The organism is Campylobacter sp. W0066.1 (assembly GCF_024723635.1).
GTDB lineage: Bacteria > Campylobacterota > Campylobacteria > Campylobacterales > Campylobacteraceae > Campylobacter_D > Campylobacter_D lari_C.
Window position 1 is genome coordinate 105296 of record NZ_JANQCW010000002.1, and the last position, 13919, is coordinate 119214.

A 13919-nucleotide genomic window follows, 5' to 3' on the forward strand; every position below is an offset into this window, starting at 1 on the left:
AAGAAAAAGGCTACAAAGTAGCCTTGAAATTATGCAGGATAAACAGAAACTTTTTTTCTATTTTTATCTTTTCTTTCAAATTTTACAAAACCATCAATTAAAGCAAAAATTGTATGATCTTTTCCCATGCCTACGTTATTACCTGCATGAGTTGCTGTTCCTCTTTGGCGAATGATGATGTTACCAGCGCGAACAAATTCTCCACCAAATTTTTTAACACCTAGACGACGACCTATAGAATCACGATTATTCTGAGTTGAACCTTGACCTTTCTTGTGTGCCATTCTTTACTCCTTAAGCTTTAATATCTACTACTCTAACGCGAGTAAATTGTCTTCTAAAACCGCGTTTTAATTTTGAGTCTTTTCTACGTCTTTTTTTATAAATCACAACTTTTTTGTCTTTTCCATGAGCAATCACTTCTAAAACAACTTTTGCACCCGCAACAAACGGCGCACCTACCTTTAATTCTTTATCGCATACAGCAAGAACTTCACTTACTTCTACGCTTGATTTTGCTTCAGCTTCAAAACGATCTAGTTTAAGCTCATCACCTTGGCTTACTCTGTATTGTTTTCCACTGTGTTTTATAATAGCATACATACAGCTATCCTTTCTTAAAATATTTTGGTAGCACCATAAAGCATTATGTATAAAACATAAATTTAAAAAGCTTTAGTGGTTAAAAGTGGTAATTATATCTTGATTTTATATAAAGTAAGCTTAAGACGCAAAAAGCGTCTTAAGATTTAAATTAAAGCTCTGGCTTTGGAGTTTTTTCAGTTGCTTTTGGAAGTTGAGGATAAGTAATGCTTGGTTTTTTACCTGTTAAAGCATGTAAGAAAGTTTCTATAGAGGCTGCTTCTTTGTCAGAAATTTCTATGCCAAGTTGCACACTACCCATTTCTTTAATTGCATCTTGTAAAGACCAAATAGCACCATTGTGGAAATACGGAGCTGTTTCGGCAATATTTCTTAAGGTTGGAGTTTTAACTAAACCATTTGCATCGCCTTTAAAATCTCCTACATTTGCAAATTTATATTTAGCTGCTACTTGGAAAGCCTGCATACTACCACCTAAATTTACTCCTGTATGACAAGCTGTACAGCCTTTATCGATGAAAGTTTTTAAACCTTCTTTTTCTTTTTTGCTTAAAGCTTTTGTATCACCTTCTAAGAATTTATCAAATTTAGATGGAGTTAGAAGTGTTCTTTCAAATGTAGCAATAGCATCTGCTATATTATCAAAAGCTACCCCATCATTACCATATATTTTTTTAAATTCTTTTACATATTCTGGCATAGAAGAAATTTTTTCTACTGCTAGTTTAGCAGGAGTTGCCATTTCAGGTTCTGCTTCGATTGGCCCTTTTGCTTGATCTGCTAAAGTACCTGCTCTACCATCCCAAAATTGAGTTGAATTTAAAACAGAGTTATAAACTGTTGGTGAATTTAAATGATGAGGATTAGCTGTCCATTTGTGTCCTACAGCAGCTGCTATACCATCAGCACCACCCATACCTAAGTTGTGACAAGTATTACAAGAAATCAAACCGCTTTTAGAAAGTCTTGGTTCAAAATACAATTTTTTACCAAGATTAGCTTTTTCTTTAGAGAATTTGCTAGCCTTAACTCCCATTTCTTTTAATAGTTTTTCAACACCTGCTTGATCCTTTGGCAAAGGTGCTAAACCTGCAGCTTTTGCTTCATCTAGCAAAGCTCTATCATTAGCAAAAGCAGTTGATGCAACTAATAATGATGATGCAACTAATAATGAAATTTTTTTCATTATCCACTCCTAAATAAGATAAAATAAAGCCTATTTAAAATAAACTTATTGAAAATATATCTATAATTTTCTTTAAACAAAATAAAAAATTCTATTTAACAATAAAAATTATTATAGGATAAATTATCTCTTAAATATTTATTTCAGGGTTTTTTGCTATCATTTTATAAAGTTTTATAAAATCAGGATAAAAAGTAAATGGAAAATTTAATAATCTATCTTTTAGCTTATCTTATAGGTGCTATACCATTTGGACTTTTACTAGCTCAAATTTTTGCCAAAACAAATATCAAAAATGCAGGTAGTAAAAGCATAGGTGCTACTAATGTTTTAAGAGTAGTAAAAGAAAGCGATCCTAAACTTGCCAAAACACTTGCTATTGCGACTATTGTTTTAGATGCGCTTAAAGGGATTATACCTATATTAGTTGCAAAAATTTTAGGCTATGATGAAAATATCTTATGGACTATGGCAGTTTTAGCGGTATTTGGCCATTGTTTTTCTCCTTATTTAAAATTTGAAGGTGGTAAAGGGGTAGCTACTGGGGCTGGAGTTTTGGCAGTATTTTTACCTTTTGAAATAATATCTGCGGTTTTAGCTTGGTTTATCATAGGTAAGGTATTTAAAATTTCAAGTTTAGCTTCACTTGGAGCCTTGGCCGTTTTAATCATAACTTCTTTTATATTTCATTATGATATGCCTGTGATTAATACCCATGCACCGATATTTATTATCGCTTTTATAGTTATTTATAAGCATATACCAAATATTTTAAGATTAATCGGAAAACAAGAATGCAAAGTCATATAAAAGTTAGCTTAGAATTTAAATGCATTATAGGACTTTTGGATTTTGAAAGAATTCAAGAGCAAAAAGTCTTAATAGAACTAGAAGCTAAAAGTAAAAAATTTTTAGATTATGCAAAATTATGCGCTAGAATAGAAAAAATCTATAAAAAGAAAAAATTTAAAACCATAGAAAAATCTTTAAAATATATATGCAAAGATATCAAAAAGCACCACAAAAAACTTCAATTTATACATATTACTTGTTATAAACCTGATATTATTAAAAATGCACGTGTTGGAGCTAGTTTAAGCAAAAAATATTAAAAATTTTTTAAAGAATTTTGAATATTTGCTTAATTTGTGTTATACTTTTGCACTAAAACTATCTTCAAAGGAATAAAATGCGTATTTTAGTTGTAGAAGATGAAGCATCACTTAACAAAACCTTATCAAACACTTTAAACGAATTTGGTTACCAAAGTGATACTTCAGAAAATTTTAAAGACGCTGAGTATTTTATAGGTATTAGACACTATGATTTAGTATTATCAAATTGGACTATAGGCAATAACGACGCAAGTGATTTGATCAATGCTATCAAACAAAAATCTCCAAGAACTGCTATAGTTACAATATGCTCAAAAGCAGACAAAGAAAATGAAATTAAAGCTTTAAAAGCTGGAGCGGATGATTATATAAAAAAACCTTTGGATTTTGAAATTTTAATGGCAAGAATTGAAGCTAGACTTAGATTTGGTGGAACTAATGTGATTAAAATTGATGATTTAGTGATTGATCCTGATGAAGAAAAAATCACTTATCAAGGAAAAGATATAGAGTTAAAAGGAAAGCCTTTTGAGGTTTTAACTCACCTTGCTAGACATTCTGATCAAATCGTATCAAAAGAACAACTTTTAGATGCTATTTGGGAAGAACCTGAACTTGTAACTCCAAATGTTATAGAAGTTGCAATCAATCAAATAAGACAAAAAATGGATAAACCACTTAATATCTCTACTATAGAAACTGTACGTCGCAGAGGATATCGCTTTTGTTTTCCTAAAAAAACTAACTAAAAATTTTTAGAATGATTAAATCATTCTAAAAATTAAATTTAATTTTTCTTTCATTTAAATTAGCTATAAGTTTTTATATAGTATAAGTTTGCTTTATTACTCATAAAAGGAAAAGTATGTCACTTTTAATCACTAGAGAATGTATATCCTGTGATGCATGCAGGGAAGAATGTCCAGATGAGGCTATTTATGATAATGATCCAATCTATGTTATAGATCCTGATCTATGCACTGAATGCGTGAATGAATTTTCAGAGCCAGCCTGTATAGTAGCCTGTCCGGTAGATTGTATCATACCTGATCCTGACAATGTAGAAAGCATTGATGAGCTTCGCTTAAAACATAAAAATAAAGATATTTAATGGCTAAAAAAACAGCAGTAATTGACCTTGGTTCTAATTCCGTTCGTATGGTTGTTTTTGAAAGAACCTCAAGATATGGTTTTTTCATTTGTAGCGAACACAAAAAGAAAGTAAGACTTGGAGAAAATGCCTACAACAATAACAAAATCCTCCAAGAAGAAGCTATGCTTAAGGCTGAGAAAGCTTTGGCTTACTTTAAAGAAAAAGCTTTAAAAGAAAAATGTAGAAAAATTATTACTGTTGGAACTTCTGCATTAAGAGATGCACCAAATGCAAAAGACTTTATTACTAGAATAGCAAAAAATGTAGGTTTAAATATAAAATGTATTAATGGAAAAACCGAATCATTTTTAGGCGGTCTTGCTGCGCTAAATTTGTTATCAAATATTCAAAATGCCACCACTATAGATATAGGTGGCGGATCAACTGAGCTTTGTTTGATTAAAGAAGGTAAAATTATAGATTGTATTTCACTTGATCTTGGCACGGTAAGATTAAAAGAAATTTTTTATGACACCAAAAGATTAAATGCTCTAGATCAGTTTATACAAGAAGCGCTAATGCAAGTTCCAAAACGCTTTCAAAATGACAATATTATTGCTATAGGCGGAAGTTTAAGAGCGTTATCAAATTCTATAATGAAAAAAAACTCTTATCCATTAAAAATGATTCACAATTTTAGCTATAGTTTTGAGAAAGAAAAAAACCACATAGAAAAAATTCAAAATGCTAAAAATTTAGTTGATTTTAATATCAAAAAAGATCGTTTTGATACCATAAAAGAAGGTTGTGTAATCTTTTTAGCCTTAGCAAAAAATCTAAAAGCTAAAAACATCATCACCTCAGCAGTGGGCGTAAGAGAGGGTGTGTTTTTATCCAATCTTTTTCAAAAATACGCCAAGATAAAAAATGACACCACTGATTTTTCAAAATTTAACGCTAAATTTCCACCTAATTTTAATCCAAGTTTAAAATCTTTACAAGATCGTTTTAATATAGACTATAGCGATAAAAGTACGTATTTTGCAAATAAATTATTTGATACACTTTTGCCTATTCATAAAGTTGATATTAACTTTAAAAAAGATCTTTTAAATGCTGCCAAACTAGCCCACATAGGCGAAAGGATTAATTTTTATTTTGCTAATGAGCATAGTGCTTATATGGCTTTAAATGGTTTGCATTTTGGCTTTTCACATAAAGAAATTTTACTTATCTCTACCCTTTTAAAGGCCAATGGTAAAAAAATCAATCCATTTGCCATTGAACATATCAAAGAACTATTACCAAACAATCATATATTAACTTGGCTTAATTTCATTCTTGCATTAGCAAAAAAATTAGCAAAAGATACTGATATAAATCTTGATTTTATACTAAAAAACCACACTTTGTATATTTACTCAGATAAAAAGCAAATTTATTTTTCAAAAGAAGAGATTAAAAAGATTTCAAAGCCAAAACTTATTATTTTAGCTTTTAATCAAAAAAATTAATTATTTTGCTTTAAAAGTAAATTTTGCAATCTTTGTTTATTTTCTTCAAAATAAGAGTCAAAGTCTTTTTCTTTTGGTTTTTGGTGTGTTTTATTTTGCTCTTCATTTTTTGCCAAAGCTTCACTCGTTTCTAATACCACATTAGAATTTCCTATAATCATAGTATAACGTTTCAAACCATACTCAAAAACTACAAGTTGGTTATGTCTATCAAGCGGTCTTTGAAAAATCAAAGTAAAATTTCTATCTAAAGGATGTTTTTGCCTTAAATACATTTTTAAAAACCAAAGTCCAACAAGCAAAAGTATCAAAACACTTACAACTAAAATATAATTTGTAAAATCATACTCTTGCATTTTTATCTCCTCATGTTTTTCATTTAAGCTTTTTTTTGTAGTTAAATTTACACCCTCTTTTTGCGCACGTAGTCTTAAACCATACTCACCAATTGTATCTGCATTAATTTGTATCTTATCGCCAGCACTTAAGGCTATAAAAGTTTTTTTGCCTTCTGAAAAAATTTTTATTTTTTTAATAATATTAGAATTTATTATCTTATCTTCTTCTTTAACACTTTGAGCATTTAAAGTAAAAATGATAATATTATCTTTTCTCTTTTGGCTAATACCTTCTTTATAAGGAACATCAAATGAAAAAGTAATATCCACCCTATCTTCTCTTGGATAGATATTATAATCAAGAATTTTTACCCCAAAAAGAGGCAAAGCAAGTAGTAAAATCCAAATAAATTTCATTGCAATTCTTTTTTAAAATACTGCAATACTGATTTTGAATCTAAAATCTCATTAATTCTTATGGCAAGGTTTTTTTCATATACCATTACCTCACCTTTACCAAAAATTCTTTTATTTAAGTAAAGCTCTACACTCTCACCTGCTGGCTTTTCAAGATCTATCACAGAACCAACTTCTAATTTTAAAAGATCTCTCACGCTCATATTAGTTGTGCCAAGCTCACTAACAAAATCAACACTAATATCTAAAATATCTTCATAAGATTGCAACAATCCTAAATGATCTTCTATCATAATTTTTTATAACCTATTCTAAAACGAGCATTTTTCATCTCATAGGTAAATTTTTCTTTGAGCTTGATTTTTGAAAATCCATCAATACGCCCTAAATACTCAGGAACTCCCAAACGGTATTCATCTTTTCCATTAGTATCATTAAGTAATTTTTTAGCATAACCTATGATTTGATTAGCTACTTCTTTTACTAAATCTGCCAAACCATCTTCTTTTAATTCTTCATGCAATAAAAACAACGCAATTTCATTTAAAGCTTTTTTTTGAAAAAATAAATAAAAACTATATTCCTCATCTTTAAAATATAAAGGTATAGAAGCTCCATAAAGCTCACCTCTGATTACACTTGTTGGTGCAATTTTAAGTTTTAAAATGTGTTCACAAAAATGATAAATCGAATATTCAAGTGTTTTAGTCATAGCTTTTTCCTTAGATAACTTAATTAAATTTATTTTACTAAATAAACCTTTAATCATAATTAATAATTAAAATATAAAATATAGTAAATTTTTATTTAAATTAAAAAAAGGTTTTTAATGTTTATAGAAAATTTCAATTTAAATGAAAAAGTTTTTATCATTGCCGAGCTTTCAGCAAATCACACAAACAGCCTTGAAGTGGCTTTAAAAACCATACAAGCAGCTAAAAAAGCAGGAGCTGATGCTATAAAAATTCAAACCTACACCCCAGATAGCTTAACATTAAATTCTAATAAAAAAGATTTTATCATCGAAGGTGGTTTGTGGCATGGACGCAAACTATACGAATTATACGAAGAAGCTAAAACGCCTTATGAGTGGCATGAGAAACTTTTTGAATGCGCCAAAAACGAAGGACTAATCTGCTTTTCTAGTCCTTTCTCTAAAGAAGATGTGAATTTTTTAAGACAATTTAATCCACCAGCTTATAAAATTGCTTCTTTTGAGGTAAATGATTATGATTTTGTGCGTTATGTGGCAAAAGAAAATAAACCTACTTTGATTTCTACGGGCATAGCTTATGAAGAAGAACTTGAAATGGTTGTTAAAATTTTCCAAGAAGAAAACAACCCAAATCTAATTTTACTTAAATGTACTTCAGCTTATCCTTCACAAATTTGTGATTTAAATCTAAATGCTATTAAAACTTTACAAGAAAAATTCAAAACCATAGTAGGCTTAAGCGATCATAGCGAGGGATTTTTAGCACCTACTTTAGCCGTAGCTCTTGGCGCAAGAGTCATAGAAAAACATTTTATATTAGATAAAACTTTAAATAGTGCTGATGCTAAATTTAGTCTTGATTTTGACGAGTTTAAGCAAATGTGTTCTATGGTGCGTTTAAGCGAGCAAGCGCTAGGTAAAGCTAGCCTAACAATAGATGAAAAAACCTTAAAAAATCGTCATTTTGCAAGAAGCCTATACGCTAGTAAAGACATCAAAAAAGGTGAAATTTTTACACAAGAAAATGTAAAAAGCGTAAGACCAAGCCTAGGTTTGCATCCTAAATTTTTACCTATCATACTTGGCAAAAAAGCAAGTTGTGATATAGAATTTGGGCAAGCGTTAAAAGAAGATCATTTTCGATAAATCAAACGCGGTTTATAGCCCATATGAATTAAAAAATACGCGATTTTAAGGTTTTTATTAAAAAAATCATACTTTTGCTATAATAAAACAAAAATTTGGATTTTATAATGAACAAAGAATTATTTTTAAAAAACACCCAAGCTCTTTTTGAAGTTGATCAAATATTAGCTTACGAATTAAGAAAGATAACTAATACTCAAAGATTTCAGCTTATAGAAAACAAAATTTTTGATACACAAAATCAAGTTTTTTTAGATAATAATCATTCTTTTGATTATGAAAAATTTGAATTATATCCAGTGTTATTTTTTTATGGTTTTGGCGATGGAAAATTTTTTATAGAGCTTTTAAAAAATCAACACTTAAAACATATCATAGTTTTTGAAGAAGAATTAGAAATTTTATACTTAGCTTTTCATATGATTGATTTTACTACACTTCTTAGAAAAGAAAAACTTATTTTATTTTTTACACCAAATATCAACACCGCTCAACTTAAAGTTTTATTTGATTATCCACAAATTAAATATACATTAAAAATTTTCAATTTTCATTTTTATAATGAATTTTACACCAATTTTTACATGCCAAATGCACAAAATGTGATGCAAATTTTATTAAATTTAGTTAAGACTTTAATGCTTGCTCGTGGCAATGACCCAAAAGATGCCTTAATAGGAATAAAACATAATATTATAAACTTAGAAAAAATAATCACTCATGTACCTTTTAAGAATTTAATAAAAGATAGAAAAACAAAAGCAAAAAATGCCATTATAGTTTCAACAGGCCCTTCCTTGATGAAACAACTTCCACTTTTAAAAAAATACCAAGAAAATGTTGTAATTTTTAGTGCTGATAGTTCTTATGTTATCTTAGCTAAAGAAGGAATCAAGCCTGATTATGTTTTTTCACTAGAAAGAGAAGATATGACTAGTGAATTTTTTAATAATGATTTTGGTGATTTTGATAAAAATATTTTATTTATCATTGCTTCTTTAACTCATCCTAAAACCATAGAATATTTAGAAAAAAACAATAGAAATTATATGCTTGTTTTAAGACCTTTATTTTTTGAAAGCAAACTTGGCTTAAATGAATATGGCTTTTTGGGAAATGGCATGAGTGTGGCTAATATGGCTTATGAATTAGCTGGTGCTTTAAGATTTGAAAATATTATTTTAATAGGACAAGATTTAGCTTATAGTGATGATGGTAAATCACATCCAAAAGAACATTTATATGGCGATCAAGGAGATGAAGAAATTGTTTATAAAACAATCTGCGCTTATGGAGGCAATGGAGAGGTAAAAACCCAACTTACATGGTATTTATTTTTAAAAAGCTTTGAAAAAGACATAGCTCTAGCTAGAGATATATTAAAAATCAAAACTTACAATGCCACAGAAGGTGGAGCGAGGATAGAAGGGACCATTGAAAAGCCTTTTAAAGAAATTTGTGAAGAGTTTTTAAAAGAAAAAATTGAAAAAAATATCATTCTAACAAAAGCAAAAAATCCACAAAAAAAATTAAAACAATGTAAAGAAAAACTCAACAAACAAATAAAACAAAGTGAAATTTTTATCAATGAATGTAAAAAAGCTATTAAAGAAAAAAATTTAGAAAAATTAGAAAAATTGAGATTAAAACTGTCAAAAAGTGATTTTTTTTCAGATATTTTACAAGCTAGATTTTTTCAAAATGAATGCGAAGCTTTAAAATATAAGGTTGAAAAAGAAAAAAATGTGGAGTTATTTTTAATGCAACAAATTGATTTTTTTGAAGAAATCATCTTGTATTTAGAAAAATACAATGAAACAATAAAAGAAAATCTCAAAAACTAAATAAGCGTATAGTTGCTATAAATAATAATTTTAATGTTTAGTATTAAATAAAATTTTTATAAAAAATGACGATTTTATTTCGATAAATAATAAGGACACACCAATGAAAACAGAAATTTTTAAAAAAAATATTAAAGCTTTAAAACATACCGAATATCAAACCTTAAAAAGAAAACTAAGTAGATTAAAAGAAGCGAAAGACTATATTTATGTTTTTGATAAAGATCCTTTAAATTGTAATATATGCTATAAGAATTTAAAAAATATCTATAAAGATCCTTTGAAAGAACTTCAGGAAAAACTTGAGTATTTTAACAAAAATTATGTACGTTATCCTTATTTATTTTTTTATGGTTTAGGAAATGGAATTTTTTATAAAAGCTTACTTGCTAATAAAGAACATAAAAAAATTATAGTTTATGAAAAAGATCTAGAACTTATATTTTTAATATTTAATATGATAGATTTTTCCAAAGAATTATCGGAAAATAGATTAGTTTTAATTCATACTAAAGAAATGAGTTATACAAAAGCTGACGCTATATGCTCTTTTTTAGATCTTTTTTTAAAAACTTATGATTTACATATTCACTCTTCTTTTTATGAGGATCAAAAGAAAGAAATTAAATATATTAGCGATTTAAATTTTAAAGCAATAAAAAGCATTGCTTTAAAAAGAGGAAATGATCCAATTGATGCTATGCAAGGTATTGAGCAATTTGTGTTAAACATCCCTAAGATGCTTACTCATCCAAGTTTTACAGAATTAAAGAAAAAAAGAACTAATAAAAGTCAAAATGCCATTTTAGTGGCCACCGGACCTTCTTTAAAAAAACAACTTCCTTTACTAAAAAAATATGCAAACAAAGCAACTATTTTCTGTGCTGATAGTGCTTATCCTATCTTGGCAAAAGCAGGTATAAAACCTGATTATGTTTGCATGCTTGAAAGAGATGATATTGTATCAAGATGTTTTGATAATGATTTTGGTGATTTTGATAAAGATATTACTTTTGTTTTAGCATCTTTAGCTCATAAAGATAGTATAAATTTTTTAGAAAAGAACAATAGAAAATACATTTTAGTTTCAAGATCTTTACCATTTGCTTATTCTGTAGGTTTGCATGATTTTGGCTATATAAGCGGGGGAATGAGTGTAGCACATTTAAATTATGAATTAGCGCTCTTACTTGGGCATAAAAATATCATTTTAATAGGCCAAGATCTAGCTTATAGCGATGATGGAAAATCTCACAGTGAAGGATTTTTATATAGCGATTATCATGAGGGAGAATTTGAAAGAGATAAAGATAAATTTAAAATTTTAGCATATGGTGGAAAAAGATATATTCAAAGCTCAGAAATTTGGGTTTTATTTAAACAAATTTTTGAAAATTTATTCTATAAACAAACAAAAGTAAAAATTTACAATGCCACAGAAGGTGGAGCGAGGATAGAAGGAACTATAGAAAAACCTTTTAAAGAACTATGTAAAACTCTCTTAAAAGAAGAACTAAAAAAACCTTTTCCAAAATTACACAAACTAAAACGCAAAGAAAGCGAAGAGCTTATGCTACAAACTTACAAACAAATCAAACAAAATATAAAAGCAAGTAGTACTTTTTTGAAAGAATGCAAAAAACTTCATAAAGAATTAAACAATAAAAGCAAAATACGCTATACTCTATATGAGCTAAATATAAAAATAGATAAAATAAAAGAAAAACTAGAAAGTAACAAATATATATTTTTAAGAGAAGTGATAAGCCCTTCTTTATTTCACCTAGAAAGTACTTTTTCAAAAATTTATGTCCATGCAATGCACAATGAAAGTGACAAACAAAACAAATTAGTTGCTTGGATTGAATCACATAAAACTTGGATAGAAGATATCACTGAACTAACCTTAGTGCAAGAGAAAGCTTTAAAAATAGCTATCATGCCTTTGCAAGATATTTTAGAAAAAAGAAAATTGATATAAGGTAAGGAAAATTTTCCTTACCTTTGGATTTATTGTAAAAGTTTTAGAACATTTTGCTGTACAGCATTAGCCTGACTCATAGCATAAGAACCACTTTGAGCTAAGATATTATACTTAGAAAAGTTTGCACTTTCTGCAGCAAAGTCTACATCTCTAATGGTTGATTCAGCTGATTTGATATTTACTTGAGTTACACTGATATTATTAAGTGTAGCTGTAATTTGATTTTGCACTGCACCGATATCTGCTCTAATAGCATCTAAATTTGCTGTTGCAGTTTCTACTACATCCATTACAGCCATTGCACCTTTTAAAGTAGTGACACCTGGTGTTTGATCTTTTCCAGCTATTGATGTGTCTAAACTAGCAAACTGAGAAGAGCCATCTCCGGTAGCTGTAAAGCCAAAAGCAACAGAAAAAGCGGTAACAAAAGCTAGGTTATTTTCATAAACTTGAGAATAGTTATGTCCACTTCCTATAGAAAAACCTGAACCTACACTCATTCCACTACCTTGTGAGTTCATAAATGAAACAGCATTTCCAAAGGTAACTATCATTTTACCACCACCTTTGTAAGCATTAAATCCCATAGCATCGGCAGTATGAGAATCTATTCTTCCTTTTGACTCTCTTAAAGATACAGAAGCTTGAGAAATCATATCAGTTGCACCCATACCTATATGGCTTAAGCCTGTTCCTGAAATCAAAATATCTTTACCATCATTTTTCACTAATGATAAACGACCATAGTTTTCATAGTCTTTTTTCAAAATACCAGAACCAGCACCCATATCACCTTCTATTTTAATACCTCTACCATCTCTTGAATTAAGTACTATTCTACCATTAGCATCTTTAGAGGCTTCTACACCTGTAGTATCTTTTACTGAGTTAATAGCTGCTACTAAAGCTCCGTTTTGATCACTATCTTGATATTCTATCCTACCTATTTTAACCCCATTAATAGCAAAATCATCGCTTGTAACACCAGCTTTCACAGGACCTACACCTGTAGTTTCTACTAAGAAATTTGCTCTAACACCTGTGATATCTGCTACTCTATTAATCTCTTCAGCTAAAGCTCCCATACCTGTTCCTACGGAAGTAGAAATCACTACAGGCTGGAATTTAAAATCATCTACACCATTATAGTTTTTAATGGTTAGCTGAGCTATACCGCTTTCTTTAGCTTGAGAACCTGTTTCAAATCTAGTAACACCGATTTTGCTTGATTGAGTTGGGCCTATGCTAGCTTTTACAGTTTGATTTGACTGAGCACCAATTTGAAATTCTTGATTAGTAAAATTTCCACTTAAAAGTTGCTTACCATTAAAAGCTGTAGTATTTGCGATATTATCAAGTTCTTCCATCAAACGATTAATATCAGCTTGAAGCATGTTTCTTGTTTTAGTGCTTTGACCATCTTGAGCAGCTTGAGTAGCTTTTACCTTAATGGTATCTAAGATTTTAAGTTGCTCATCCATAGCCTTATCAGCTGTTTGTAAAATACCTATGGCGTCATTACCATTGTTTATAGCCTGACCCAAAGTCGCAGCTTGAGATCTTAAGCTATCAGCAATAGCCATCCCTGAAGCATCATCAGCTGCAGAGTTGATTCTAAGACCTGAACTAAGTCTACCTAAAGATTTATCCAACTCTCTTGCTGTGATAGTTGAATTTGCGTGTGCATTCATTGCACCTATGTTGGTGTTTATTCTAAAACCCATTTTAAATCCTTTCAAAATATTGCTTAGCAATTTAAAAGCAATAAGTGTTCCAAGTTTTAAATTAAGAGTTTTAAATTAAGAGTTTTAAATTAAGAGTTTTAAATTAAGAGTTTTAAATTAAGAGTTTTAAATTAAGAGTTTTAAATTAAGAGTTTTAAATTAAGAGTTTTAAATTAAGAGTTTTAAATTAAGAGTTTTAAATTAAGAGTTTTAAATTAAGAGTTTTAAATTAAGAGTTTT

General features: G+C 29.0%; 15 protein-coding genes. 8 read left to right on the forward strand and 7 right to left on the reverse strand.

Translation table 11 applies throughout. The annotated features are described in order from the left end of the window. Positions 1–29 precede the first annotated feature (29 nt). The 3 genes from rpmA to CAMP18497_RS01300 all read right to left on the reverse strand — a co-directional run bounded on the left by rpmA (position 30) and on the right by CAMP18497_RS01300 (position 1789). Positions 30–284 (reverse strand): 50S ribosomal protein L27, encoded by a 255-nt coding sequence (gene rpmA / locus CAMP18497_RS01290; RefSeq protein WP_002862355.1) that lies wholly within the window; start codon positions 282–284, stop codon positions 30–32. Between the two features lie 10 nt (positions 285–294). Then, positions 295–603 (reverse strand): 50S ribosomal protein L21, encoded by a 309-nt coding sequence (gene rplU, locus CAMP18497_RS01295; RefSeq protein WP_039617324.1) that lies wholly within the window; start codon positions 601–603, stop codon positions 295–297. 151 nt (positions 604–754) lie between these two features. After that, positions 755–1789 (reverse strand): cytochrome-c peroxidase, encoded by a 1035-nt coding sequence (locus CAMP18497_RS01300; RefSeq protein WP_337212194.1) that lies wholly within the window; start codon positions 1787–1789, stop codon positions 755–757. A gap of 198 nt (positions 1790–1987) precedes the next feature. On the opposite strand from CAMP18497_RS01300, the gene plsY reads away from it, so the two are divergent. From plsY to CAMP18497_RS01325, 5 genes are all read left to right on the forward strand, one after another. Continuing rightward, positions 1988–2599: a glycerol-3-phosphate 1-O-acyltransferase PlsY gene (gene plsY, locus CAMP18497_RS01305; protein WP_337212195.1), complete on the forward strand. Its 612-nt coding sequence runs from the start codon at positions 1988–1990 to the stop codon at positions 2597–2599. Then, a complete protein-coding gene (locus CAMP18497_RS01310) occupies positions 2584–2901 on the forward strand; it encodes a dihydroneopterin aldolase (RefSeq protein WP_047207913.1) in 318 nt (105 codons plus the stop codon). The genes plsY and CAMP18497_RS01310 overlap by 16 nt, the downstream gene beginning before the upstream one ends. Positions 2902–2978: 77 nt before the next feature. Continuing rightward, positions 2979–3653 carry a homeostatic response regulator transcription factor HsrA gene (gene hsrA, locus CAMP18497_RS01315; RefSeq protein WP_039617309.1) on the forward strand — a complete coding sequence of 225 codons (675 nt, stop codon included), beginning with the start codon at positions 2979–2981 and terminating at the stop codon, positions 3651–3653. A 116-nt stretch (positions 3654–3769) separates the two neighbouring features. Beyond that, positions 3770–4015 (forward strand): YfhL family 4Fe-4S dicluster ferredoxin, encoded by a 246-nt coding sequence (locus CAMP18497_RS01320; protein ID WP_012660922.1) that lies wholly within the window; start codon positions 3770–3772, stop codon positions 4013–4015. Beyond that, positions 4015–5511: a Ppx/GppA phosphatase family protein gene (locus CAMP18497_RS01325; protein ID WP_337212196.1), complete on the forward strand. Its 1497-nt coding sequence runs from the start codon at positions 4015–4017 to the stop codon at positions 5509–5511. Before CAMP18497_RS01320 ends, CAMP18497_RS01325 begins: the two co-directional genes overlap by 1 nt. On the opposite strand, the gene CAMP18497_RS01330 is transcribed toward CAMP18497_RS01325, so the two are convergent. Genes CAMP18497_RS01330 through CAMP18497_RS01340 form a run of 3 tightly spaced genes read right to left on the reverse strand, consistent with a single transcriptional unit; the run spans position 5508 to position 6978 of the window. Further along, positions 5508–6266: a hypothetical protein gene (locus CAMP18497_RS01330; protein WP_337212198.1), complete on the reverse strand. Its 759-nt coding sequence runs from the start codon at positions 6264–6266 to the stop codon at positions 5508–5510. The two genes, CAMP18497_RS01325 and CAMP18497_RS01330, sit on opposite strands and share 4 nt — an antisense overlap. After that, positions 6263–6559 (reverse strand): flagellar motor switch protein FliN, encoded by a 297-nt coding sequence (fliN, locus tag CAMP18497_RS01335; protein WP_039617302.1) that lies wholly within the window; start codon positions 6557–6559, stop codon positions 6263–6265. The genes CAMP18497_RS01330 and fliN overlap by 4 nt, the downstream gene beginning before the upstream one ends. Then, positions 6556–6978: a hypothetical protein gene (locus CAMP18497_RS01340; protein ID WP_087699344.1), complete on the reverse strand. Its 423-nt coding sequence runs from the start codon at positions 6976–6978 to the stop codon at positions 6556–6558. The genes fliN and CAMP18497_RS01340 overlap by 4 nt, the downstream gene beginning before the upstream one ends. Positions 6979–7095: 117 nt before the next feature. On the opposite strand from CAMP18497_RS01340, the gene pseI reads away from it, so the two are divergent. From pseI to CAMP18497_RS01355, 3 genes are all read left to right on the forward strand, one after another. Next, complete coding sequence (gene pseI / locus CAMP18497_RS01345; RefSeq protein WP_337212199.1) at positions 7096–8127, forward strand: pseudaminic acid synthase; 1032 nt, start codon at positions 7096–7098, stop codon at positions 8125–8127. Between the two features lie 107 nt (positions 8128–8234). Next, positions 8235–9971, forward strand: a complete 1737-nt coding sequence (locus CAMP18497_RS01350; RefSeq protein WP_337212200.1) for a motility associated factor glycosyltransferase family protein — start codon at positions 8235–8237, stop codon at positions 9969–9971. 58 nt (positions 9972–10029) lie between these two features. Further along, on the forward strand, positions 10030–11952 hold the full coding sequence (locus tag CAMP18497_RS01355) for a motility associated factor glycosyltransferase family protein (RefSeq protein ID WP_442867760.1): 1923 nt from the start codon (positions 10030–10032) through the stop codon (positions 11950–11952). Between the two features lie 29 nt (positions 11953–11981). Here CAMP18497_RS01355 and CAMP18497_RS01360 read toward each other — a convergent pair whose 3' ends face one another. Further along, the gene (locus CAMP18497_RS01360; RefSeq protein WP_337212202.1) at positions 11982–13679 is read right to left on the reverse strand and encodes a flagellin A; all 1698 of its coding nucleotides are present in this window, start codon (positions 13677–13679) and stop codon (positions 11982–11984) included. Positions 13680–13919 lie beyond the last annotated feature (240 nt).

Excerpts from the sequence above, each read along its gene's own strand:
- plsY (WP_337212195.1), top strand. The coding sequence starts at position 1,988 with ATGGAAAATTTAATAATCTATCTTTTAGCTTATCTTATAGGTGCTATA.
- hsrA (WP_039617309.1), top strand. The coding sequence starts at position 2,979 with ATGCGTATTTTAGTTGTAGAAGATGAAGCATCACTTAACAAAACCTTA.
- rpmA (WP_002862355.1), bottom strand. The coding sequence starts at position 284 with ATGGCACACAAGAAAGGTCAAGGTTCAACTCAGAATAATCGTGATTCT.
- CAMP18497_RS01350 (WP_337212200.1), top strand. The coding sequence starts at position 8,235 with ATGAACAAAGAATTATTTTTAAAAAACACCCAAGCTCTTTTTGAAGTT.
- pseI (WP_337212199.1), top strand. The coding sequence starts at position 7,096 with ATGTTTATAGAAAATTTCAATTTAAATGAAAAAGTTTTTATCATTGCC.
- CAMP18497_RS01310 (WP_047207913.1), top strand. The coding sequence starts at position 2,584 with ATGCAAAGTCATATAAAAGTTAGCTTAGAATTTAAATGCATTATAGGA.
- CAMP18497_RS01300 (WP_337212194.1), bottom strand. The coding sequence starts at position 1,789 with ATGAAAAAAATTTCATTATTAGTTGCATCATCATTATTAGTTGCATCA.
- CAMP18497_RS01325 (WP_337212196.1), top strand. The coding sequence starts at position 4,015 with ATGGCTAAAAAAACAGCAGTAATTGACCTTGGTTCTAATTCCGTTCGT.
- CAMP18497_RS01340 (WP_087699344.1), bottom strand. The coding sequence starts at position 6,978 with ATGACTAAAACACTTGAATATTCGATTTATCATTTTTGTGAACACATT.
- fliN (WP_039617302.1), bottom strand. The coding sequence starts at position 6,559 with ATGATAGAAGATCATTTAGGATTGTTGCAATCTTATGAAGATATTTTA.
- CAMP18497_RS01320 (WP_012660922.1), top strand. The coding sequence starts at position 3,770 with ATGTCACTTTTAATCACTAGAGAATGTATATCCTGTGATGCATGCAGG.
- rplU (WP_039617324.1), bottom strand. The coding sequence starts at position 603 with ATGTATGCTATTATAAAACACAGTGGAAAACAATACAGAGTAAGCCAA.
- CAMP18497_RS01360 (WP_337212202.1), bottom strand. The coding sequence starts at position 13,679 with ATGGGTTTTAGAATAAACACCAACATAGGTGCAATGAATGCACACGCA.
- CAMP18497_RS01330 (WP_337212198.1), bottom strand. The coding sequence starts at position 6,266 with ATGAAATTTATTTGGATTTTACTACTTGCTTTGCCTCTTTTTGGGGTA.